At 70.8% G+C, this 18833-nt stretch carries 27 protein-coding genes and 1 pseudogene; 21 read left to right on the top strand and 7 right to left on the bottom strand.

The window, feature by feature from the left end:
• Positions 1-146: 146 nt before the first annotated feature.
• The 3 genes from ACIHEI_RS25525 to ACIHEI_RS25515 form a co-directional block, all read right to left on the bottom strand.
• A complete protein-coding gene (locus ACIHEI_RS25525) occupies positions 147-326 on the bottom strand; it encodes a hypothetical protein (protein WP_396608212.1) in 180 nt (59 codons plus the stop codon).
• Between the two features lie 92 nt (positions 327-418).
• Positions 419-562 carry a hypothetical protein gene (locus ACIHEI_RS25520; protein ID WP_396608211.1) on the bottom strand — a complete coding sequence of 48 codons (144 nt, stop codon included), beginning with the start codon at positions 560-562 and terminating at the stop codon, positions 419-421.
• Positions 563-579: 17 nt separating this feature from the next.
• Positions 580-804 carry a hypothetical protein gene (locus ACIHEI_RS25515; RefSeq protein WP_396608210.1) on the bottom strand — a complete coding sequence of 75 codons (225 nt, stop codon included), beginning with the start codon at positions 802-804 and terminating at the stop codon, positions 580-582.
• A gap of 512 nt (positions 805-1316) precedes the next feature.
• On the opposite strand from ACIHEI_RS25515, the gene ACIHEI_RS25510 reads away from it, so the two are divergent.
• From ACIHEI_RS25510 to ACIHEI_RS25495, 4 genes are all read left to right on the top strand, one after another.
• Positions 1317-1760 (top strand): ML domain-containing protein, encoded by a 444-nt coding sequence (locus ACIHEI_RS25510; RefSeq protein WP_396608209.1) that lies wholly within the window; start codon positions 1317-1319, stop codon positions 1758-1760.
• Between the two features lie 206 nt (positions 1761-1966).
• Positions 1967-2287, top strand: coding sequence for an HNH endonuclease (locus tag ACIHEI_RS25505; protein WP_396608208.1), 321 nt, complete (start codon positions 1967-1969; stop codon positions 2285-2287).
• Positions 2284-2634 (top strand): hypothetical protein, encoded by a 351-nt coding sequence (locus tag ACIHEI_RS25500; RefSeq protein WP_396608207.1) that lies wholly within the window; start codon positions 2284-2286, stop codon positions 2632-2634. Before ACIHEI_RS25505 ends, ACIHEI_RS25500 begins: the two co-directional genes overlap by 4 nt.
• A gap of 437 nt (positions 2635-3071) precedes the next feature.
• Complete coding sequence (locus tag ACIHEI_RS25495; protein WP_396608206.1) at positions 3072-3299, top strand: hypothetical protein; 228 nt, start codon at positions 3072-3074, stop codon at positions 3297-3299.
• Positions 3300-3308: 9 nt separating this feature from the next.
• On the opposite strand, the gene ACIHEI_RS25490 is transcribed toward ACIHEI_RS25495, so the two are convergent.
• Positions 3309-3674 carry a hypothetical protein gene (locus tag ACIHEI_RS25490; RefSeq protein WP_396608205.1) on the bottom strand — a complete coding sequence of 122 codons (366 nt, stop codon included), beginning with the start codon at positions 3672-3674 and terminating at the stop codon, positions 3309-3311.
• 309 nt (positions 3675-3983) lie between these two features.
• Here ACIHEI_RS25490 and ACIHEI_RS25485 point away from each other — a divergent pair, with 309 nt between their 5' ends.
• The 5 genes from ACIHEI_RS25485 (at position 3984) to ACIHEI_RS25465 (ending at position 7539) form a co-directional block, all read left to right on the top strand.
• Positions 3984-4316 (top strand): hypothetical protein, encoded by a 333-nt coding sequence (locus tag ACIHEI_RS25485; RefSeq protein ID WP_396608204.1) that lies wholly within the window; start codon positions 3984-3986, stop codon positions 4314-4316.
• Positions 4313-5179, top strand: coding sequence for a hypothetical protein (locus ACIHEI_RS25480; RefSeq protein ID WP_396608203.1), 867 nt, complete (start codon positions 4313-4315; stop codon positions 5177-5179). The genes ACIHEI_RS25485 and ACIHEI_RS25480 overlap by 4 nt, the downstream gene beginning before the upstream one ends.
• Positions 5180-5262: 83 nt before the next feature.
• Positions 5263-6726 carry a phage portal protein gene (locus tag ACIHEI_RS25475; RefSeq protein WP_396608202.1) on the top strand — a complete coding sequence of 488 codons (1464 nt, stop codon included), beginning with the start codon at positions 5263-5265 and terminating at the stop codon, positions 6724-6726.
• The gene (locus ACIHEI_RS25470) at positions 6686-7054 is read left to right on the top strand and encodes a hypothetical protein (protein ID WP_396608201.1); all 369 of its coding nucleotides are present in this window, start codon (positions 6686-6688) and stop codon (positions 7052-7054) included. The genes ACIHEI_RS25475 and ACIHEI_RS25470 overlap by 41 nt, the downstream gene beginning before the upstream one ends.
• A gap of 284 nt (positions 7055-7338) precedes the next feature.
• Positions 7339-7539 (top strand): hypothetical protein, encoded by a 201-nt coding sequence (locus ACIHEI_RS25465; RefSeq protein ID WP_396608200.1) that lies wholly within the window; start codon positions 7339-7341, stop codon positions 7537-7539.
• 59 nt (positions 7540-7598) lie between these two features.
• On the opposite strand, the gene ACIHEI_RS25460 is transcribed toward ACIHEI_RS25465, so the two are convergent.
• On the bottom strand, positions 7599-7979 hold the full coding sequence (locus ACIHEI_RS25460; protein WP_396608199.1) for a hypothetical protein: 381 nt from the start codon (positions 7977-7979) through the stop codon (positions 7599-7601).
• 287 nt (positions 7980-8266) lie between these two features.
• On the opposite strand from ACIHEI_RS25460, the gene ACIHEI_RS25455 reads away from it, so the two are divergent.
• From ACIHEI_RS25455 to ACIHEI_RS25425, 7 genes and pseudogenes are all read left to right on the top strand, one after another.
• The gene (locus ACIHEI_RS25455) at positions 8267-8719 is read left to right on the top strand and encodes a hypothetical protein (RefSeq protein ID WP_396608198.1); all 453 of its coding nucleotides are present in this window, start codon (positions 8267-8269) and stop codon (positions 8717-8719) included.
• An 87-nt stretch (positions 8720-8806) separates the two neighbouring features.
• Positions 8807-9817: a P22 phage major capsid protein family protein gene (locus tag ACIHEI_RS25450; RefSeq protein ID WP_396608197.1), complete on the top strand. Its 1011-nt coding sequence runs from the start codon at positions 8807-8809 to the stop codon at positions 9815-9817.
• An 8-nt stretch (positions 9818-9825) separates the two neighbouring features.
• Positions 9826-10302 (top strand): hypothetical protein, encoded by a 477-nt coding sequence (locus tag ACIHEI_RS25445; RefSeq protein WP_396608196.1) that lies wholly within the window; start codon positions 9826-9828, stop codon positions 10300-10302.
• The gene (locus ACIHEI_RS25440) at positions 10302-10508 is read left to right on the top strand and encodes a hypothetical protein (protein ID WP_396608195.1); all 207 of its coding nucleotides are present in this window, start codon (positions 10302-10304) and stop codon (positions 10506-10508) included. Before ACIHEI_RS25445 ends, ACIHEI_RS25440 begins: the two co-directional genes overlap by 1 nt.
• An 80-nt stretch (positions 10509-10588) precedes the next feature.
• Entirely contained in the window at positions 10589-11143 is a 555-nt protein-coding gene (locus tag ACIHEI_RS25435) for an RICIN domain-containing protein (RefSeq protein WP_396608194.1), read from the top strand.
• Between the two features lie 316 nt (positions 11144-11459).
• Entirely contained in the window at positions 11460-11807 is a 348-nt protein-coding gene (locus tag ACIHEI_RS25430; RefSeq protein ID WP_396608193.1) for a hypothetical protein, read from the top strand.
• Between the two features lie 107 nt (positions 11808-11914).
• Positions 11915-12196, top strand: a pseudogene (locus tag ACIHEI_RS25425) (phospholipase domain-containing protein); the annotation flags it as partial.
• A gap of 228 nt (positions 12197-12424) precedes the next feature.
• Here ACIHEI_RS25425 and ACIHEI_RS25420 read toward each other — a convergent pair.
• Positions 12425-12778, bottom strand: a complete 354-nt coding sequence (locus ACIHEI_RS25420; RefSeq protein WP_387633804.1) for a beta/gamma crystallin domain-containing protein — start codon at positions 12776-12778, stop codon at positions 12425-12427.
• Between the two features lie 154 nt (positions 12779-12932).
• Positions 12933-13667 (bottom strand): SseB family protein, encoded by a 735-nt coding sequence (locus tag ACIHEI_RS25415; protein ID WP_396608192.1) that lies wholly within the window; start codon positions 13665-13667, stop codon positions 12933-12935.
• A gap of 142 nt (positions 13668-13809) precedes the next feature.
• Here ACIHEI_RS25415 and ACIHEI_RS25410 point away from each other — a divergent pair, with 142 nt between their 5' ends.
• From ACIHEI_RS25410 to ACIHEI_RS25390, 5 genes are all read left to right on the top strand, one after another.
• Positions 13810-14118, top strand: a complete 309-nt coding sequence (locus ACIHEI_RS25410; protein ID WP_396608191.1) for a hypothetical protein — start codon at positions 13810-13812, stop codon at positions 14116-14118.
• Positions 14119-14211: 93 nt separating this feature from the next.
• Positions 14212-15246 carry an ABC transporter substrate-binding protein gene (locus tag ACIHEI_RS25405; protein WP_396608190.1) on the top strand — a complete coding sequence of 345 codons (1035 nt, stop codon included), beginning with the start codon at positions 14212-14214 and terminating at the stop codon, positions 15244-15246.
• 661 nt (positions 15247-15907) lie between these two features.
• A complete protein-coding gene (locus ACIHEI_RS25400; RefSeq protein WP_396608189.1) occupies positions 15908-17128 on the top strand; it encodes an alanine racemase in 1221 nt (406 codons plus the stop codon).
• A 110-nt stretch (positions 17129-17238) separates the two neighbouring features.
• The gene (locus tag ACIHEI_RS25395) at positions 17239-17649 is read left to right on the top strand and encodes a YciI family protein (protein ID WP_387633814.1); all 411 of its coding nucleotides are present in this window, start codon (positions 17239-17241) and stop codon (positions 17647-17649) included.
• A 32-nt stretch (positions 17650-17681) separates the two neighbouring features.
• Positions 17682-18833, top strand: coding sequence for an RNA polymerase sigma factor (locus tag ACIHEI_RS25390; protein WP_396608242.1), 1152 nt, complete (start codon positions 17682-17684; stop codon positions 18831-18833).

Below are 18833 nucleotides of genomic sequence, written 5' to 3'. Positions count from 1 at the left end.
GTCCACTCGTTGTCGCCGAGGGCCTGGGCGAGTCCTTCGGCCAGCTCCAGCAGTTCGGCGCGGAGGGGGCGAGTTCGTCTCGGAGGTGGGCACTGGTGTCTCCTGCGGGTGGTGCGGGGGCGGGGCCTGGTGTCAGCGGCGGGTGGTCACGCGGCGAGCAACTGCGGTGCGCGGACGCCGGGTTCGTGGCCGTTGCGGTACCCGGACTCGCGGTCGTCGCTCTCGAAGATGTCCAGGGCTTCGGCCTCGGCTGCCTCGGGGCTGGCGGCTTCGACCTCGTACAGGTAGGTCTCGGTGTTGTCGGTGCGGACGGTGTAGCGGGGCACTGGTGTCTCCTGCGGGTGGTGCTGGGGGTGGGGGCTGGGGCTCGGCCGGCGTCGGGGCGCGTCCCCGGCCGGCCGGGGGGTGGGGCCTGGTGTCAGTGGCCGTCGTAGGAGATCCACCAGTCGCTGTATCCGGTCTCGTAGGCGAACCACTCGCCGTCGTCGCCGTGCAGGCCGACGGCTTCGGCCCAGGCCTTGTATCCGGCGAGCGCGGCCAGCGCCCGGCGAACGTGCATCACGTGTCGAGGCGGGCCGGTCAACGGGCGTCCCGGTCACGGTCGTACGGGCTGGCGGGGGCGACGGCCACGGACGGGCCGCTCACGGCCCGCTTGACCAGCGCGGGCACCTGCCGTGCCTCATGGGCGGCCAGGGTCGTCAGCAGGGCTGCTGCGATCGTTCCGCCCCAGTTGTGGGTCTGCCACGGCGACGCCGCCAGGAACATCGCCAGCCCGAGGGCTGCGGGACCGAGATTCTTGCGCACAGTGGCTCATTTCGAGGGCCGAGGGGCGCGGCCGTTGCGCGCCGCCATCGGGGGATTTCCAGTCGATCGCTCCGGCGGTGATTCCGTCCGTGGCAGCGGCATTTTGCCTCGCTGCGCTTCGCCGTTCCGGCCGATCAATTCCAATGAAGCAAATGTGCAGCTCAGAAGGCAAGTTGAGGCGACGTGGTGTGCGCCTCATGCATTTCAGGCAATACCCGGGGGCGACTCCCCCGCATCTCCTTTTACTGCCCGGGGCGTCATAGCAGCCCGAATCCGATACGAACGCCGGCCGACCCTTTCTTCCGGGTCAAGAACGCGGCGCGACCAGCAGGAATGGACTGTTCGTCACGCACTGAATACTTTTAGTAGTGTCGGCCTCGTGGGGCTTGCATGCCTGAAGGCGGGGTTCTTCAAGCCGTTTGGGTGCATAAAGGCTTGTGGTCCGCCCGGCGCTGCCAGACTGAGTGGGTGCCAACTCGGCGCCTTACCGGACCTCGGAAAAGGAGTTCCACGTGGCAAGCTTCAGCTACGAAGACGTGGGCAGTCCTCTGGACAGCCTCAACATTCGGTCCGTTACCGCCACCCCGGACCCCCCGGAGCCGGGACGTAACGCCACCCTCAGGATCTCCGGCGTGGTCAACTCGGAAATCAAGGAGGGTGCCTACTACCAGGTCGTGGTCAAGGTGGGCCTGATCAGGATTCTCCAGCAGCAGGTCGACCTCTTCGAGCAGTTGCGGGACACGAAGGACGACGGCTTCAGGCTGAGCTGTAACACCAGTGGCGGGAACGGCTCCATTCCCGCAGGGGAGACTGTCCTGACCGCCGCTTGTGAACCCCTTCAGCGCGAGATCCCGAGGGCGAAGCTAAAGATCGAAATCCGCGCTTACACCGTGGATGATGACGATCTCGCCGCCCTCAACCTCACGGTGGACTTCACGCCGAGCGCGCGGCCCTAACCGGAGCGCCCGGGCGTCGGCCGGCGTGTTGACCGCCCGGCCTTAATTCATGTGGAGGCGGTTCGCGCGCGTGCGCGCACGCGTTGCAGCGGCACCCCGGCCGGCCTCCCCTCGCAGCCCTGCCAGGGCAACGCTCCCCCGACCGGCCCTCTCTCCCCGGTCGCGGTCGAGCACCTGGCGGGGCCCTGCGCTTCAAGGAGGCTGCCGTGTCTGCGAGTTCACGCCGTACGACCCCGCTTCCCGCGCACTGGCCGCGCCTTCGCCGGGCGGTGATGAACCGCGACGGCTGGGTCTGCCGGCACGTCCGGCACGACACCGGCGAGATCTGCGCCGAGCCCGCGCGCCACTGCGACCACATCGTCCCCGCCTCCGAAGGCGGCAGCGACAACCCCGCCAACCTCCGCGCGCTGTGCGACTGGCACGTGCTCCGCAAGGACGCCGCCGCCGGCCGCGCCCGCAAGAGGGCCGCCGCCGGCCGCTGGCAGCCCGCCCGAACCGGCCGACCGCACCCCGGGGAGGTCCGTTGAACGTCGATCCGACGCTGAAGGACCCGCAGGCCGTCCGCGCCGCGCTCATCGAGCTGTACGAGACCGAACTCGACCTCGAACCGGGCGACTTGGTGGCGATCGACATCGCCGCGGCCATGCTCGCCCGCGCCGCCCAGCTCGACGCCGTGGTCAAGCGCGAAGGCCAGATGATCCCCGGCGGCAGCCGCGCCGGCATGTTCGTCCTGCACCCCGGCATCGCTCAGGCCCAGACCAACCGGGCGAGCGCGGCCGGCCACCTCGCCAAGATCCGGGGTGAGGGCGACGGCCCCAAGCGCGGCCACAACGCCCGTGACGCCGTCGGCGCCCGCTGGGGGAATCGCGTGTGAAGCGCGGCTCCCGCTGCTCCGTTAGTCGCAGACGACCACACGGACGACATCAACTCGTTACGGAGAGCGGCGAGTTGAGGCTGAGTGGCTGGGTTGGCGCCAGGGCATCATGGCTGCGGATTCCAATCGACCTGCGCGTAGAGGTGGCTATGCGGAGCAAGTACCGAGCAGCATTTCAACGGCTAAGTGGACTCTTGCTCGTTCTGTATTGGGTTGTCTTCGCCCTCATAGCCGTAGCGCTCGTGGTGGGCATGATCTACGCCTTCGTTAACGGGCCTGATCCCGACCGCTCGAACAAGCCGGTTCGCCACGACCCACCTGTCTACCGGCCCCCGATGATTCCTCCCCCGCCGCCCTATCCAGGGTGGCCGGGGCCGCCGCCAGGACAGGTGTACCGGTAGTCGCCTTCGACGTCGACGCGATGAAGGGAGCCCGCCATGGCACGCCGCAAGACCCGGGCCGCCGGGCCCTCGGACGAGTCCCTGCGCATCACGCGGACGATCGTCTACTACGAGGCGTGCTTGGACTCCGAGGTCCCACACGCCATGGCCCGCGAACTGTGGGCCCACGACATGAACTTCTCCTTCGCGGCCGGTGAGCACGTCTCCATGGACACCGCCCGGCTGCTGGAGGAGCGCGCCCGCCGGGATGCATCCCCCCAGTAGAGGCAGCCGTCAGCCTTCGTCTGCGCTGGGCTGCCTAATGCCGAGCCGCAGTTCCTCCAGCCGAAGACGGACCTGAGCCTCTTGGAGACGCACTTGCGCCTGATGAAGGCGCAGTTCCTCTTGCTTGGTCTTCTGCACCTCCTGTTGGGTCTTCTCTTCCGCCAGTCTGACCTTCATTGCGCGCTTGTCCCTGATCAAGCCAGGCAGCTCTTGGCCGAGCACGTCGATCGTACGAGAGGCTCCGAACTCCGCCACCCTGGCCGCTCGGTCGCTGAGCTTCACCACTTCTGGGAAATGGGGCTCCATCGGCGTGCCGGACACGACGTGCCGCGGCGGGGTGACTGCTGGGGTGCGGGGGGCGGGCAAATTCGACATACCGTCAGTTTAGGGCTGCTGCGCAGTCACTCGGCATGGCCTACCCTGTAGGCCGCGGGTAGGAGGTGACGGTCCTGGCCATCGCCTACGGGCCCGTCCGCACGATCCCGGATACCGTCCCTCACCCGCACCGCACGCCCGCGGGCGAGTTGCTGCGCTGGTCCGCACACGCGTTCCGACCGGACTGGAAATACACCCCCCGAGCAGTGCCGCATCCTGGCGCGCTGGTACGAGCTACGCGACGACGCCGTTCCCGAGGGCTTTCGCGCCGACGGCTCGCCGGTCGGCGGCCCGCCGCAAGAGGCGTGGGTGCAAATCTTCGCCACCGCGGCCGGACAGAACGTCAACACGATGTCGGCGCTGTCCACGATCTTCTCCCAGGCCGCCATCGACCGGTACGCGATCAAGCTGGGCCAAGAGGTCTGCTACGCCAGCCAGTCCGACTCCGACGGCCGCCAGTGCCGACTGGAGGCGAAGGCCTCGTCCTTCCGTGCCGCCGAGGGCGGGCGCCCGTCGTTCGCCCTGTTGAACGAGACGTGGCACTGGGTGGAGGGCAACCACGGACCCCGCCTCGCCGCCACAATCCGCCCCAACGCCATGAAGGTTGGCGGGCGGACGATGGAGATCACCAACGCCCGATGATCGGCGAAGAGTCCGTCGCGGAGGGGACCTGGTACGCCTTCGAGAAGCAGCGCGACGGGGTCAACCGCGACGCGGGCATCTACTACGACTCAGTGGAGGCCCCGCCCGGGGTCGATCTCGCCGACGAACAGCAGCTGCGCGCCGCGATCCTGTGCGCGCGGGGCGACTCGGTGTGGATCAACCCGGACCGCGTGATGAAGGACATCTGGTCGGCGTCCACCACCGAGGACGAGTCCCGCCGCAAGTACCTGAATCAGCTGTCCAGCCACGACGACGCCTTGGTGGACCGCGACACGTGGGACCTGGCGACGGTCGAGCCGGCCGACGGAATACGCCCCGGCGAGAGAATCATCCTGTCGTTCGACGGCGGCAAGACCGACGACTCAACCGGCCTGCTGGCTATGCGCGTTCGCGACAAGCTCGTGCAGAAGGTCGCGCTGTGGGAGAAGCCGGACGGCCCGGCCGGCAAGACCTGGGAAGTGGACGGCACCGAGGTCAACGACATGGTGGGCCACGTCTTCCGGAAGTACACGGTGGTCGGGTTCTTCGCCGACGTCGCGGGGTGGGAGTCCTACGTCGCCGACTGGTCGGAGAAGTACGGCAAGCACCTGCTGATCAAGGCGTCCGGGAAGTCCACGGTGGGCTTCGACATGCGCGCCAACCAGCGCGAAATCACCACCGAGCACATGGCGATGGTCGGCGCGATCGAGACGGTGGCCCTGCCGCGCGTGCGGGACTACTCGCTGACCCGGCACACCCTCAACGCCCGTAAGAGGCCCAACCAGTACGGGATTTCGTTCGGCAAGGAGTCCCGCGAGTCGAAGCTGAAGATCGACCTCTACGCCGCGATGGTGCTCGCCTGAATCGCCCACCGGCGCCTGACCGAGAGCGGCAAGCTCAAGCCCCCGAAACAGCTCGGAACGCTACAGACCAGAGGAGGGTGCTGATGTCCTCCCTGTCCGTCGTTCTCCAGCGTGCTCGGCACGCGAAGGGCCTGATCGACCGCGACCAGGAACGTCTGAACCTCGTGGACCGTTACGCCCGCGGCCTGCACCGCGCGCCGTGGATGCCGGCCAAGGCGAACGCCGAGTTCAAGGACCTCGTGAAGCGGTCGATCGTCAACGTCTCCGCCCTGGCGGTGGAGGCCCCGCTGAACGCCCTGCGCGTGCAGGGATTCCGCAAGCCGGGCAGCGGCGAGAACGCGTACGAGTGGCGGTACTGGCAGAAGAACCGGCTGGACGAGCGTCAGAACGCCGTCCACCGCGCCGCACTCACCTCCGGCGCGGCCTACGTCGTCGTCACCCCGGACCCGCGCAAGGGCCGCCGCGAGCCGCTGATCCGCGCCTACGATGCGATCAGCACCGTGGCCGTCTACACCGACCCGGCGTGGGACGAGTTCCCGGTGTACGCGCTGCACGTGCCCGAGCAGCAGCCCGACGAGCGCGGCACGCTCGCGTTCCTGTGGGACGACGTGGCGAAGTACACCGTCGACCTGGACGCCGAGCCGGAGGCCGCGGTGCTCACCGCCGAGCCGCACGGCATGAACGTCTGCCCGGTGCTGCGCTTCTCCCCGGCCGTGGACCTGCGGGGCCGCACGAGGGGCCTCGTCGAGCCGCTGATCGTCTCTCAGGACCGTCTGAACCAGCAGACGCTGTCGCTGCTGCTCAACGAGCACTGGGGCGCCCACGCGATCCGCTTCGGCACCGGCCTCGCGCCGGCCGAACGCCTGGACCCGGAGACCGGCGATCCGCTGCACAACCCGGAGACCGGCGAGCCCGTGTACGACGCGCCCTCGCTGGACCCGTCCACGCTGCTGACGGCCCCCAACAGCGACGCCAAGTTCGGGCAGCTCCCGGCGATGCCGACCGGCGATCTGCTGGCGTCCCGCCGACAGACGATCGAGGAGCTGATGGGCCTGGCGGACGTGCCGCCGCGCTACCTCGCCAGGTCGAACCTCGTGAACCTGAGCGCGGACGCGTTGGCCGCTGCGGAGACCTCGTTCAAGCGGTTCCTGTCCACCCTTCAGGATTCGCTCGGCGAGTCGTGGGAGTCGGTGTTCCGGCTGTGCGCCCGTGCGGCCGGCCGGGGCGAGATCGAGCAGGACGAGAGTCAGGTCGAGTGGGCCGAGAAGGCCACCCGGTCGCTCGCGCAGTCCGCCGACGCCATGGTCAAACTCATGCAGCAGGGCGTCCCCCTGTCCGTCGCGCTGCGCAAGGTCCCAGGCTTCAGCCAGGCCGACATCGACGAGGCGGTGAAGGCCGCCGAAGAAGCCGCCCGCAAGGCGGAGGCCGCCGAGGCCGCAGCCCTGAAGCAGCAGGAGGCGACCGCCGGTGGCATGGACTCCAAGGTCCGCCGAGATTCTGCGGGCGGTGGCCGCGTACCAGCTCGCGCAGCAGGCGCTGGCCGCTGACTTCGCCGCCCGCTGGGCCGAGGTGCTGGCCACCGTCGAAGCCCGCGAAGTCGCCTCCTCGCTCGCCGAGTTGAGCACGCGCTACGCGGCGGCCGTCCGCGAATACGCGGCCACCTCCCGCGTCCTGTCGATCGCCTTCTACCGACTGGTGCGGGCGCTGGAGACCGGCCGCGTGATCGGCGGCCCCGGCTACCGGCCCGGGGGCCTCGCTCGGCTCCCTGTGGGCCGACTTCAACAAGGCGACGGGCAGGCGGACCGGCTCCGGCCACTCGACGCCTCTGCCCGTGAACACCCGCAACCCCTTCCCTGTCGCCAACCTCAGGCGTGAGGCCCAGCGGGCCGAGGACGCGTTCCGCGCCGAGGTCGCCGCCCGTGTCGAGAAGGACGAGCGCGAGCGCGCCGGCCGGGGCTCGGCCGCCCTGGACGACGCCGAACTGGTCGCCTGGGAGAAGGAGTTCCTGGAGTCGCTGAAGACCGGCAGCAGCGGGGCGGGCGGAATGCTCGCCCAGGACGGCGGCCGGGACATGATCCACAGCGCCCTGCAGAACGGCCCCCGGGGCGATCGGCTACTACCGCAAGACCGACGCGAGCCCCTGCTACTTCTGCGCGCTCATGGCCGCGCGCGGCGCGGTCTACAAGTCGAAGCGCACCGCCGCGTTCGGCGCCCACCGCCACTGCCACTGCCAGGCCGTTCCGATCTTCTCCCGCCGCTACCAACTCCCCGCCGAGAACAGGAAGTTCGACCGGATGTTGCGGGACTTCGGCGGCGGGTCGCTGGCGGACTGGCGCATCTTCTATGGAAAGAGGACATAGAAATCCGAACGGCCCGCCGAGCGAATCGACGGGCCGTCACGGGCGCGGTCCGATCCTGGCTACTCGACGCTCCACTTGATCGTGACGTAGTCATCCTTGGACTCCCCGCCGAGAAGCTTGATTTCCTCTCCGGCGAGGCCAGAAGACATGCCCTTGCTCCCGTCGGCGAGGAGGTCATGCTGGCTAAGGAGGTCGTACTCCTTCACGGTGCCACTGAAGTACAACCGTTCCGGGCGAGAATCCGCCTGGATTGTGACGGTGGCGGTGGTGGATGCCACGGTCGGGGTGCTGTTGCCGTCCAGTTCCTGCTTCCACAGGCTGTACCCGTACGACTGGACGTTCTGAGGGTGGAGCATGATGTGACCGTAAGGCTCCGGGTCTCCGGGCTCACCTCCATTGACGAACTTGATTTCACAATTAATCTTGTACGACTCGCCCATGTTTAGCCCCATGGATTCTTGGCGACTGGCCAATGCTACTGACCTCACCCTAGTAGCCGCCAGCGGCCTTGGTGGGAGAATCGCGCAGAACTGGCTGAAATGCGAGAATCGGATTAATCGGGCCGCCTCGCCGTCCAGTAAATACCACCAATCCCTTGACTCAACGACTTTCGTCGGCCCCGTTTTGGTTACGTGCGAAATGCTGGACGCTTCACTGCTTCACTAGTGTTGCCATAGACCTTATCTGCTATCGCAGGCTATTCCCATGAGATGATTTTAGGAGAGACGTGCCCGAGACCCCGACCCCGGCCGAGGCGATCCCCGGCGGCGTCGCCCACCCGGACACCCCGCCCGCGCCCGAGGAGCCCGAAGCCCCGGCCCCGAAGCCTGCGGAGCCGGACTACCGGGCGCTGCACGAGAAGATGCAGGCCGATCTGGACGCCACCCGTGAGCGCTCCACCGAGGCCGGCGTCGAAGCGGACGAGCTGCGCGCGCAGGTCACCCAGCTCCAGGAACAGGCGATGCGCGACCGGATCGCCGCCGAGTACGCCCTGCCGCCCGTCCTCGCCTCCCTCGTGCAGGGCGGCAACGAGGACGCGGTGCGCCAGCATGCCGAGCAGCTGGCCGCCGTCGCCGCGCCGAAGCCGCTGCTGGGCGCCGGGGGTCTGACCCCGCACTCCGAGCCCGACCCGTACAAGGGCCTCGCCGAGAAGCTCCGCCAGCACCGCTACGGCATCTGACCCACCCCCGCCCCACCTGAGCCGCCCTACCCCCGGGGCGGCTCTTCGTCTTTCCGAGGAACAGCGCCATCTCTCTCAACCCCGCACGTGCCAAACGCCTTCCAGAACCCGGACAAGCTCGTCACCCAGGCCCTGGCCAACCTGAAGGACTCCGTGGTCCTGGCGAACATGTTCGACCGCCGCTCGGCGGCCGACTTCGTCAACGCCACCGGCCAGGTCATCAGCATCCGCCGCCCCGCCCGCCTCAAGGGCGCGGAAGAGGCGATCGACGCCAAGCGCAAGTTCAACGACGCCTCCACCTGGATCCAGTCGGAGAACCTGAACGAAGGCCTGCTGGAGGTCCGCATGGACACCCACGCCTACTCCGCGGTGGACCTCTCCGACGCCGAACTCACCCTCGATCTCCTCTCGTTCGGCGAGCAGGTGATGGTCCCGCAGGTGGACTCCACCACCGAGCGAATGGAGCGCAAGGTCGCCACCGCGATGAACGAGTTCCCGGACGTCGCCACCGCCGCGAAGATCCCGGTGGACCTCACCAAGGCGACCAGCGACGAGCACGCCGGCCAGATGATCCGCAAGGCGCTCGCCCGCCTGCGCGTCCAGCTCAACAAGGAGAACATCCCGGCCGAGGGCCGCACCGCCGTGCTCGGCTCGGAGGCCGCGTTCTACCTGCTGAACTCCTCCTTCATCCTCAACGCCTCCGAGCACGCGGACGGCGGCGCGGCCCTGAAGGAGAGCACCCTCGGGCGGGTCCAGGGCTTCCGCCTCGTGGAGGCCACCAGCGACACCCTCAACCCGATGGGCATCTACGCCTTCCACCGCTCCGCGATCCAGCTCGTCTCCGGCGCGCCGTCGGTCCCGGAGTCCGCGAAGGGCGGCCGGCAGTCGGCGGAGGGCTTCTCGCTGCGCTGGATCAAGGACTACAACTCCGGTGCGGCGATGGAGCGTTCGCCCCTCTCCTCGCACTGGGGCGCCACCTTGGTCACCGACCTGAAGAAGGGCGAGACCAACTGGCAGGACCCGAAGAACCTGGTCAAGGTCCGGGGCGTGCGGGTCACCTTCACCGGCGAGCCGAAGCCGCTCGCCCTGGCGGCCTGACCGGGCCCGTGGTGCTGGACGTCGCCGACCTGTTCAAGCGCCTCGGCAGGCCCGATCCCGAACCCGGCACGCCGGACTGGGAGCGGGCCAACGCCGCACTGGAGGACGCGTTCTGGGTGATCGCCGCCACCGGCCACCCCGCGTGGTCGCCCGAGCGGCACCCGCCCGCGATCCGCACCCTGGCACTCGCCGTCGCCGACCGCCGCTTCCGCAACCCCGAGGGGTACGTGCAGGAGCAGGCCGGAGAGGTCTCCTACCGCATGCCCGACGGCTCGCCGATCGGCCTCGCCCTCACCCGGGGCGAGATCGCGCTGATCGAACGGGTGGCAGGCCGCGGTGGCCTGCGCTCCGTCCCCGCCCGCCGCGAAGTCGCCTCCCGGGGGCTGCGCACCGGCTACCCGTTCCCCGACCCCGAGGACTGGCGGGGGACTCCAAGGGCCTGTTCTCGATCCCCACCAGCCCGGCCGCGCAGGACCGGGCGCTGATGATCGCCGCCGTAGACGGCACCAAGGCCGTCGTGTGGCACTACCCGAAGACGTCGATCATCGGCGCGGACTCCGTGACCATGGACCCCGCTGCGCTCGGCGAGATGCCGGTGAAGGCCAGCGTCGTAGCCCTCAACCAGTCCGCGCCGCTCGGCACCGTGACGCCGGTGTTCGACCTGGAATCGGGCCTCCGGCCCGCCGATTGACCGGCCGTGCAAGCAAGTGACGTCACCTGCTTGGGCCGTTGCTTTGGCGAAGAACACCCAGCCCGGTACAGGATCAGTCCGTGTTCACTCGAACACGGAACGCATTGATTGCCTGCAAGCAGTTCTTCATACGTATTCGATCTGTCTGTGTCGTCGCTGCTGTAGCAGTGGGTGCGACCACCCTTGGGGTGGGTACTGCCGACGCGACCGGGCCGTTGACCGGAACCAAGATCCGCACCTACCAGACCGGGTGGGTCCTGGGCGTCACGAACAATGTCGGCGGCAGTTCGGTTCTGTATCAATTCGACACCGACGATCTGTCCCAGAAATGGGCCGTCGGTCCGGTCAGCACCACGACCTTCCTGCTTCGCAACCTCTCCAGCGATATGTGCATCACCGCTGTGACTGGTGCAGCCGGGGAAGCACTTCAGCAGCGGCCGTGCGACCCGCGCTGGGACGAGCAGGTCTTCTCGCTGGAGGACTCCAGCAGGACCAATCGCTACCTGGTAAAGAACCAGGCATTCGGCAAGTGCCTGAACCCCAGCACGGGCGCAGTGAACACCACCGCCACGCTTGTCGCCTGCGCCAGCAACATCACCAACGGGTACACCCAGCACTCGTTCGATGTCCGCTGATCACTCCTGCGGCGTCTGTGCCTCCGAGACGAAGCACAGGCGCCGCATCTTGCTGCCCCGGCCGAGCAGTCTCGTTTTCTTCGACACCTGTTCAACCCCTTGGAGTAGATAATCCGTGGCCATACTGACGAGCAGGCCGCGCCGGGGGAAGCGCAGGCCTGATCAGGCTGCTGGACAAGCACGGCGCGGAGATCGCCGCCGACCTGCGGCGCTTCTGCGGCGTCGATGTCCTGGACTTCATCCGGGCCGGCACTCCGCCCGCTACGTCCTCGCCCTGATCGGGACACTGCCCGACGACTCCGCCACGGTCGCCGCGATGCGCGGCGGTCGTGAGGCCCTGGGTTGGGACGCCCAGACCTACGTCCTGGCAGATCTGGTGGACGCCGTACAGGCGCTGACCCACGTTCAGGTCGCCAAGGGCGCGAAGAACCCGCGCAGCGTGGAGCGGCCGAAGCCGTACCCGCGCCCGTACGCCAAGAAGTCCCGCCGGCCGACCGGTGCCAGTAGCCCCTTCGCCCAGGCCCTCGCCCGTGAGGTCGGCGAAGGTGGGGGCCCGGCTGTCGCCGAGCCTCTTTCCCCCCTTTCAGAAACGTTCCGCCTTCCGGCGGGCGTGCTCGCGCGCTCCACCGCGCCTGTGCGGCCCGCGCCGGTCCGGCTCACGTAGGAGGTGAGCCTGTGGCCGGCCCCGGCGGCAAGGAGGCCGGGCGCGTGCACGTGCGCGTCCTGCCGGACACCGACGGCTTCCGGAACCGCCTGAAGCGGTACCTGGAGATGCTGGAGAAGTACACCAAGCCCTCCCGCAGCAGCCGCGCGCCGTCCGCACCGCCCGGCCCGTACCACCTGCGGGTCAAGGCGCGGGTCCGCAAGGGCGTGCTCACCCTCGACCTGGCCCACCCCGGCCGGCAGGGCGCGGCGATCGCCGCCTACCCCGAGCCCGGCACCGCGCCCCGGCACTGCACCGTGGACGTCAAGGGCAAGCTCTCCGACAGCTGGCAGCTCGGCCCGGACGGCTACGACCTGCGTCTGCACGGCCCGAACGGCGCGCTGTGGCACCTGCGCGGTGACGCGGCCGGCTCGTACGAGGCGTCCGTCTCCGAGGACGGCGGCGGCGGGTGGCAGCTGGCCGTCGAGGTCGCCAACCGCACCGGCGTCAGCCGGGTGATGACGGAACTGGTACCGGGCCGTCGACCACGTCCGCCTGGACACCCGCCCGATCGGCGGCTGAGCCGGCTGTCGCCCTGTCGTTGGCCTTGCGTCAACGACAGGGCGCCGCACGGCGGTTCAGATGATCTGGATGGACCGGACCCGCGGCGGGTTGTTGGGGAAGGTGATGTCCGTCCAGCGGTCGATGCGCACCGAGTCCCCGTTGACGTCGTAGTAGATCAGGTCGTTGTTGCCGGTGGAGATGCGGTCCACCCACCAGCCGCCGAAGTCGGTGGTGCCGCCGTTGGCGTAGCAGTCCACGCTGTCCCGGCCGTCGAGGTGCGACCAGATCTTCAGGAAGTTCTCGCCACCGACGCACTGGATGTGGTCGATGGCGAACGCGTGGCCGCTCGGCACGGTGATGGTGAACGCGACCGCCGCCGCGAACGCCGTGGCCAGCGAACAGACGACCCTCTTGGTCCTCGAGAACACGGATTCCCCTTTGTGCGAAGCCGGCCGGTGGACGGCCTGCTGCCGCCCGGTCCGGGAGACCTCAACGTAGGGGACCGTCCCCCGTTCGGCGGAGCAACACTCCGGGCGCGAACCGCCCTTGCGCGAGTTCACCCATTCGTGTGAGAAGCGCCGGTCAGTCGCGAGTGAAGAACGGTTTCTGGTCCAGCTGTTGGGGCAGGAAGGCGAGCTGGAGCCCGTTGTCGAGGCGCACCCGCAGGGTGGTGTCGGCGGCCAGGGACTGGGCGAGGCGGGACGCGAGCGGGCGGGGGTCGGCGGTGGGGTCGGCGAGGACGAGGGCCAGGGTGGCGTCGGCCTCGGCGGCCGGGGCGAGGTGGGCGGCGGCGATCTCGGGTTCGGCGGCCAGCAGTTCGCGCAGCGCGCGGTGCACCTCGGGGTCGGTACGCGGCGGCAGGTAGGGGCGGTTCTCGGCGATGGCGCGCAGGCGGGCGCCGCCGAGCTGGTAGGTGACGGGGCCGGCCGGGTCGACGAGGAGGATGTCGGCGCGCTCGGAGAACGCGACCATCGCGGCCTGCGGGGCGGCCACGGGCGCCGGGCGGGCGTCCGCGCGCCAGCTGGCCATGGTCTCCATCGACGTGAACGCGGGCAGCGCGCGCCGGCCGTCGGCGGCCTCCAGTACCGGCACCGCCATGTCGCTGGTCTTCTCGCGCTTGTGCCCGTTCTCGTCGTACTCCACCTCCCCCAGCACGGCGACGATCGGCACCATCAGCCGGCTTCGGGTCAGCACGGTCAGCAACTCGCCCTCGACCGACGAGTCCTGCTGCCAGGCGGCGAGGGCGGCGGCGAGGACGGGATCGGCAGTGCCGTCGTCCTCGGCGAATCCGGGGTTGGGGATGTTCTTGCGGTCCACCCGTCGAGCGTATGCCACGTTTACGTCCGGGCGGTCGGCGGTGCGGGGGCCGCCGCCGTTCGGGTGGGCCCGGCGGATTTCGCCGCGGGCCCGGCGCCGGTGCGGCACGCTGGGCGGGACGGTACCGGTGGAAGGGGAGATCGTGGGTTACGACCCGATGTACGCGGTCCGCACGGCGGCCCAGGCGATGACCGAAGCAGCAAAGGACGTGGCTGCCGGGCACACCGGATGGGACCGGCCGGCGGACGCCGCCAATTCGCTGGAGCAGATGGCGAAGCTGGTCACCGCCCTGTCGGACCTGCTGCGCCAGCAGGCGGAGGCGCTGCCGGGGCTGACCGCGGATCCGCAGGCCGCGGAGGCGGCCAAGCTGGTCTCTGAGGCGGTCGCCACCGCCACGAAGCTGGGCGAGCAGATCCGGAAGGCCGGCAGCACGGCGAGCGCCGTTCGCTGATCCCTCCCGGGCGCGGCCCCGACTCCCGTCATGATGATCGGACCGGCCCACCGGGTGTGGGCGAGTCGTCGGACGGGCGGGAGCGGTGCGGGCATGGGTGGGTTGCGGATCGGCATACTGGTTCCTCTGAGCCGGCCGGGTTGGGTCGAGGCGGGTCAACAGTTGCTGGGCGGAATGGAGTTGGCCGTCCGGGAGATCAACGCGGCGGGCGGCGTGGACGGGCGGCCGGTGGAGCTGCTGGTACGGGACACGGCCGCGGACCCGCAGCGGGCCGCGGCGGCGGTGACCGAGCTGGCCGGACTCCAAGTCGCCGCACTCGCAGGCGAGTTCCACAGTGTGGCGGCCCGCGCGGCCGCGACGCAGGCGGACCGGCTCGGGCTCCCGTTCCTCTGCTCGTCGGCGGTGCTGGACGCCCTGACCGACCACCCGACGGACGTGGTGGCGCGGCTGGCACCCGCCCAGTCGCACGGCTGGCGGGTGTACGCGGACTTCCTGCTGGCTGCCGGGCACCGGCGGATCGCGGTGGTGACCCAGGGCGGCGCGTACTGGGAGTCCGGCACCCGCATCCTGCGCGAGCGCCTGTCGGCGGACGGCGGCAGCGTGGTCGAGCTCGGCCCGGCCGACGTGCCCGATGCCTTGGCCGCCTCGGGCGCGAGCGCCGTCCTGCTGCTGACGGGCTTCCCGGAGCCGGCCGTCCCACTCGTCCGGGCCGTCCGCCGGGACCGGCGGCTCTCCGACGTGCTGATCGGCGCCCCGGCCGGGCAGCCCGAATTCGCCGAGTGGGCCCGGCTGTTGGGCGCGGAGGGTGCGGGGGTCCCGTTCCTGCGCTACCTGCCGGAGCGGCTCGACCCGCCCGGTGCGCGAGTCGCGGACGCCCTGCGCGAACGCCTCGGCGGCGAGCCGTCGTTCGTCGCGTTCGAGGGTTGGGACACCGTCACCGTGCTGACCGCGATGGCGCGTTCGGGCAGCGCCGACTGGTCCGGCGTGCGCGTGACGGGCAGCCGGGGGCCGATCCGGTTCGAGCGGGTGCCCGGGATCGGCGTGTGGCAGTGGGCGTGGGCGCCGGTCCATGTGGCCGACCGCGATCCGGCGGGGGCGGGGCGGTGGCGGGTGCTGCACACCGGCTGAGACGCGAACGGCCCGGGGCAGGTGACGCGGCGGGTGGGGGCGCAGCCTCGGCGGGGGTCGGCGAGTGACGGTGGGCGTGGGCGCCGGCCCGAGCCGTCGAGCGCGATCCGGCCGAGCCCGGGCGGTGGCGGGTGCTGCACACCGGTTGAAGCCCAGGCGGGCGCGGTCGCAGCCCCGGCGAGTGGCGGGGGTCGGCGAGTGGCGGTGGGCGTGGGCGCCGGCCCGAGCCGTCGACCGCGACCCGGCCGAGCCCGGGCGATGGCAAGTGCTGCACACCGGTTGAAGCCCAGGCGGGCGCGGTCGCAGCCCCGGCGAGTGGCGGGGGTCGGCGAGTGGCGGTGGGCGTGGGCGCCGGCCCGAGCCGTCGACCGCGACCCGGCCGAGCCGGGGCGGTGGCGGGTGCTGCACGTCGGCTGAAGCCCGGGTGGCCGTGGGCAGGTGGCGCGGGGGCGGCCCCAGCAGGTCGTTCGCCGGGCGATGGCGTGCGCGACGTCGGCCATGGCCTTCCATCGAGCGGGCCCGGACCGCACGCGGGTGTGGTCCGGCCACGGCCCGGCTGGAGTTCCTCAGCGGGCCCGTCGCCGTCGAGCGGCGGCCTGCGAGATGGATTGCCCGGGCGGAGGACCTACCGCCCGGTAGGGGGATGTGGCAGTCTGCGGCCATGGCTCTCGCTGACACCACCGCGACTCGCGGCGCCGTCTCCGACCGCGCCCGGTACGACCGGGCGACCGCGCATCTGGACGCGCCGCTGGCGATCGTCGATCTGGCGGCGTTCGACGCCAATGCGGCGGATCTGGTGCGGCGGGCGGCGGGGAAGCCGATCCGGGTGGCGTCGAAGTCGGTGCGGTGCCGGGCGTTGCTGGAGCGGGTGTTGGCGCGGGACGGCTTCGCGGGGGTCATGAGTTTCACGCTGGCGGAGTCGTTGTGGCTGGTGCGCAGCGGGTTCTCGGACGTGCTGCTGGCGTACCCGTCGGCGGACCGGGCCGGGTTCGGGCGGTTGACGGCGGATCCGGAGCTGGCGCGGCAGGTCACCGTACTGGTGGACGATGTGGCGCAGTTGGAGCTGATCGACGCGGCCCGGGAGGGTTCGGCGACGGTGCGGGTCTGCCTGGAGCTGGACACCTCGCTGCACCTGCTGGGCGGCCGGGTCCGGGTCGGCGCCCGGCGTTCGCCGCTGCGGACGCCCGAACAGCTGGGCCGGCTGGCCGAGTTGGTGAACGCGCGGCGCGGCTTCGAGGTGGTCGGGCTGATGGCGTACGAGGGCCATGTGGCGGGTGTCGGGGACGCGGTGCCGGGCCGGGCGGTGCGTTCGGCGGCGATCCGGCTGATGCAGTCCAGGGCGCGGACGGAGCTGGCGCGGCGCCGGGCCGAGGTGGTGCGGCGGGTGCGGCAGGTCGCGGATCTGGAGTTCGTCAACGGTGGTGGTACCGGCAGCGTGGAGTCCACGGTGGCGGAGCGCGCGGTGACGGAGGTGGCGGCGGGGTCGGGTCTGTTCGTGCCCCGGCTGTTCGACAACTACCGGTCGTTCCGGGGCCGTCCGGCGGCGCTGTTCGCGCAGCCGGTGGTACGCCGGCCGGGGGTGGGTGTGGTGACGGTGCTCGGCGGCGGCTACCCGGCGTCCGGCCCGGCGGGGGCGGACCGCTCCCCCGTCCCGTACCTGCCGGCCGGTCTGCGCTACGACCCGCAGGAGGGTGCGGGCGAGGTGCAGACGCCGCTGCTGGGTTCGGCGGCGGACGACCTGCTGATCGGCGACCGGGTGTGGTTCCGGCACGCGAAGGCCGGCGAGCTGTGCGAGCGCTTCGCGCAGTTGCACCTGGTCGAGGGCGACGCGGTGGTGGAGACGGTGCCGACGTACCGCGGCGAGGGCCATACGTTCCTGTAGAGAAGCCGGCGGAAAAATCTTCGGGGGCCGTGTCGAGAACCTCGTCGCGGCTCCGTCCCCGGGGTGAAGGCGACCACAATGGGTCGCGTCACCACCGAGGAGTGAGAACGATGGCGAAGTACCTGCTGCTGAAGCACTACCGCGGCAACCCGCAGGCCGTGAACTGCGTGCCGATGGACGAGTGGACGCCCGCCGAGGTCTCCGCGCACATCCAGTACATGAACGACCTCGCGGACAAGCTGCGGGCCAGCGGCGAGTTCGTGGACGCGCAGGCGCTCGCCCCGCGCGGCACCTGGGTGCGGTCCGACGGCGAGGGCCGTCCGCCGGTCACTGACGGGCCGTTCGCGGAGACCAAGGACCTGATCGCCGGCTGGATGGCGATCGACGTGGACTCCTACGAGCGGGCGCTCGAGGTGGCCGCCGAACTGTCCGCGGCGCCGGGCGCGAACGGCGAGCCGATCCACGAGTGGCTGGAGCTGCGCCCGTTCCTGACCGAGTACCCGGACACCGTCACCGAGTGAACGAGCGCGGACAGGACGGCCGGGTGAGTGTGATGGACGAGGCGCGGCTGCGCGTCCTCTACCCCGAGGTGCTGGCCGTCCTGGTCCGCCGGGGCGCGGATTTCGCGGCGGCGGAGGACGCCGTCCAGGAGGCGCTGCTGGAGGCGGTGCGGACCTGGCCGGACGATCCGCCGCGCGACCCGAAGGGCTGGCTGATCACCGTCGGCTGGCGGCGTTTCCTGGACGCGGCCCGTTCGGACGCCTCGCGCCGCCGCCGTGAGGACCTGGTGGACGAGCAGCCGGAGCCCGGCCCGGTGCCGGACGTCGACGACTCCTTGCAGCTGTACTTCCTGTGCGCGCACCCGTCGTTGACGCCGGCCTCGGCGGTGGCGCTGACGCTGCGCGCGGTCGGCGGGCTGACCACGCGGCAGATCGCGCAGGCGTACCTGGTGCCGGAGGCGACGATGGCGCAGCGGATCAGCCGCGCCAAGCGGACGGTGAGCGGGGCGCGGCTGGACCGGCCGGGCGACCTGGCGACGGTGCTGCGGGTGCTGTACCTGGTGTTCAACGAGGGCTACTCGGGGGACGTGGACCTGGCGGCGGAGGCGATCCGGCTGACCCGGCAGCTGGCCGCCCGGATCGACCACCCGGAGGTGTCCGGCCTGCTGGCGCTGATGCTGCTGCACCACGCCCGCCGGGCCGGGCGCACCGCGCCGGACGGCAGTCTCGTCCCGCTGGCCGAGCAGGACCGCAGCCGCTGGGACACCGGGCTGATCGCCGAGGGGGTGGCGATCCTGCAGCTGGCGCTGTCCCGCGAACGGCTGGGCGAGTTCCAGGCGCAGGCGGCGATCGCGGCGCTGCACGCGGACGCGCCGAGGGCCGAGGAGACGGACTGGGTGCAGATCGTGGAGTGGTACGACGAGCTGGCCGCGCTGACGGACAGCCCGGTGGTGCGTCTCAACCGGGCCGTCGCCGTCGGCGAGGCGGACGGCCCGCGGGCGGGCCTGGCGGCGCTCGCCGCGCTGGACGACACGCTGCCCCGGTACACCGCCGCGTGCGCCTACCTGCACGAGCGTTCCGGCGATCTGCGGACGGCGGCCCGGCTGTACACGGAGGCTGCGGCGAAGGCCGGGGCGGTGGCCGAGCGGGACCACCTGGTGCGGCAGGCCGCGCGGCTCAACACCCTGCTGCGTGAGGGGAGTTGA

The sequence above is a fragment of the Kitasatospora sp. NPDC051984 genome (assembly GCF_044593455.1).
In the GTDB taxonomy this organism is placed as follows: Bacteria; Actinomycetota; Actinomycetes; order Streptomycetales; family Streptomycetaceae; genus Kitasatospora.
This window is presented reverse-complemented; position numbering and strand designations above follow the sequence as displayed.

What these genes read in the sequence shown, in the direction of transcription:
- ACIHEI_RS25495 (WP_396608206.1), top strand. Translation starts at nt 3,072, where the DNA reads ATGGCACGCCGCAAGACCCGGGCCGCCGGGCCCTCGGACGAGTCCCTG.
- ACIHEI_RS25490 (WP_396608205.1), bottom strand. Translation starts at nt 3,674, where the DNA reads ATGTCGAATTTGCCCGCCCCCCGCACCCCAGCAGTCACCCCGCCGCGG.
- ACIHEI_RS25480 (WP_396608203.1), top strand. Translation starts at nt 4,313, where the DNA reads ATGATCGGCGAAGAGTCCGTCGCGGAGGGGACCTGGTACGCCTTCGAG.
- ACIHEI_RS25475 (WP_396608202.1), top strand. Translation starts at nt 5,263, where the DNA reads ATGTCCTCCCTGTCCGTCGTTCTCCAGCGTGCTCGGCACGCGAAGGGC.
- ACIHEI_RS25465 (WP_396608200.1), top strand. Translation starts at nt 7,339, where the DNA reads ATGGCCGCGCGCGGCGCGGTCTACAAGTCGAAGCGCACCGCCGCGTTC.
- ACIHEI_RS25460 (WP_396608199.1), bottom strand. Translation starts at nt 7,979, where the DNA reads ATGGGCGAGTCGTACAAGATTAATTGTGAAATCAAGTTCGTCAATGGA.
- ACIHEI_RS25440 (WP_396608195.1), top strand. Translation starts at nt 10,302, where the DNA reads ATGATCGCCGCCGTAGACGGCACCAAGGCCGTCGTGTGGCACTACCCG.
- ACIHEI_RS25430 (WP_396608193.1), top strand. Translation starts at nt 11,460, where the DNA reads ATGCGCGGCGGTCGTGAGGCCCTGGGTTGGGACGCCCAGACCTACGTC.
- ACIHEI_RS25405 (WP_396608190.1), top strand. Translation starts at nt 14,212, where the DNA reads ATGGGTGGGTTGCGGATCGGCATACTGGTTCCTCTGAGCCGGCCGGGT.
- ACIHEI_RS25400 (WP_396608189.1), top strand. Translation starts at nt 15,908, where the DNA reads ATGGCTCTCGCTGACACCACCGCGACTCGCGGCGCCGTCTCCGACCGC.
- ACIHEI_RS25395 (WP_387633814.1), top strand. Translation starts at nt 17,239, where the DNA reads ATGGCGAAGTACCTGCTGCTGAAGCACTACCGCGGCAACCCGCAGGCC.
- ACIHEI_RS25390 (WP_396608242.1), top strand. Translation starts at nt 17,682, where the DNA reads ATGGACGAGGCGCGGCTGCGCGTCCTCTACCCCGAGGTGCTGGCCGTC.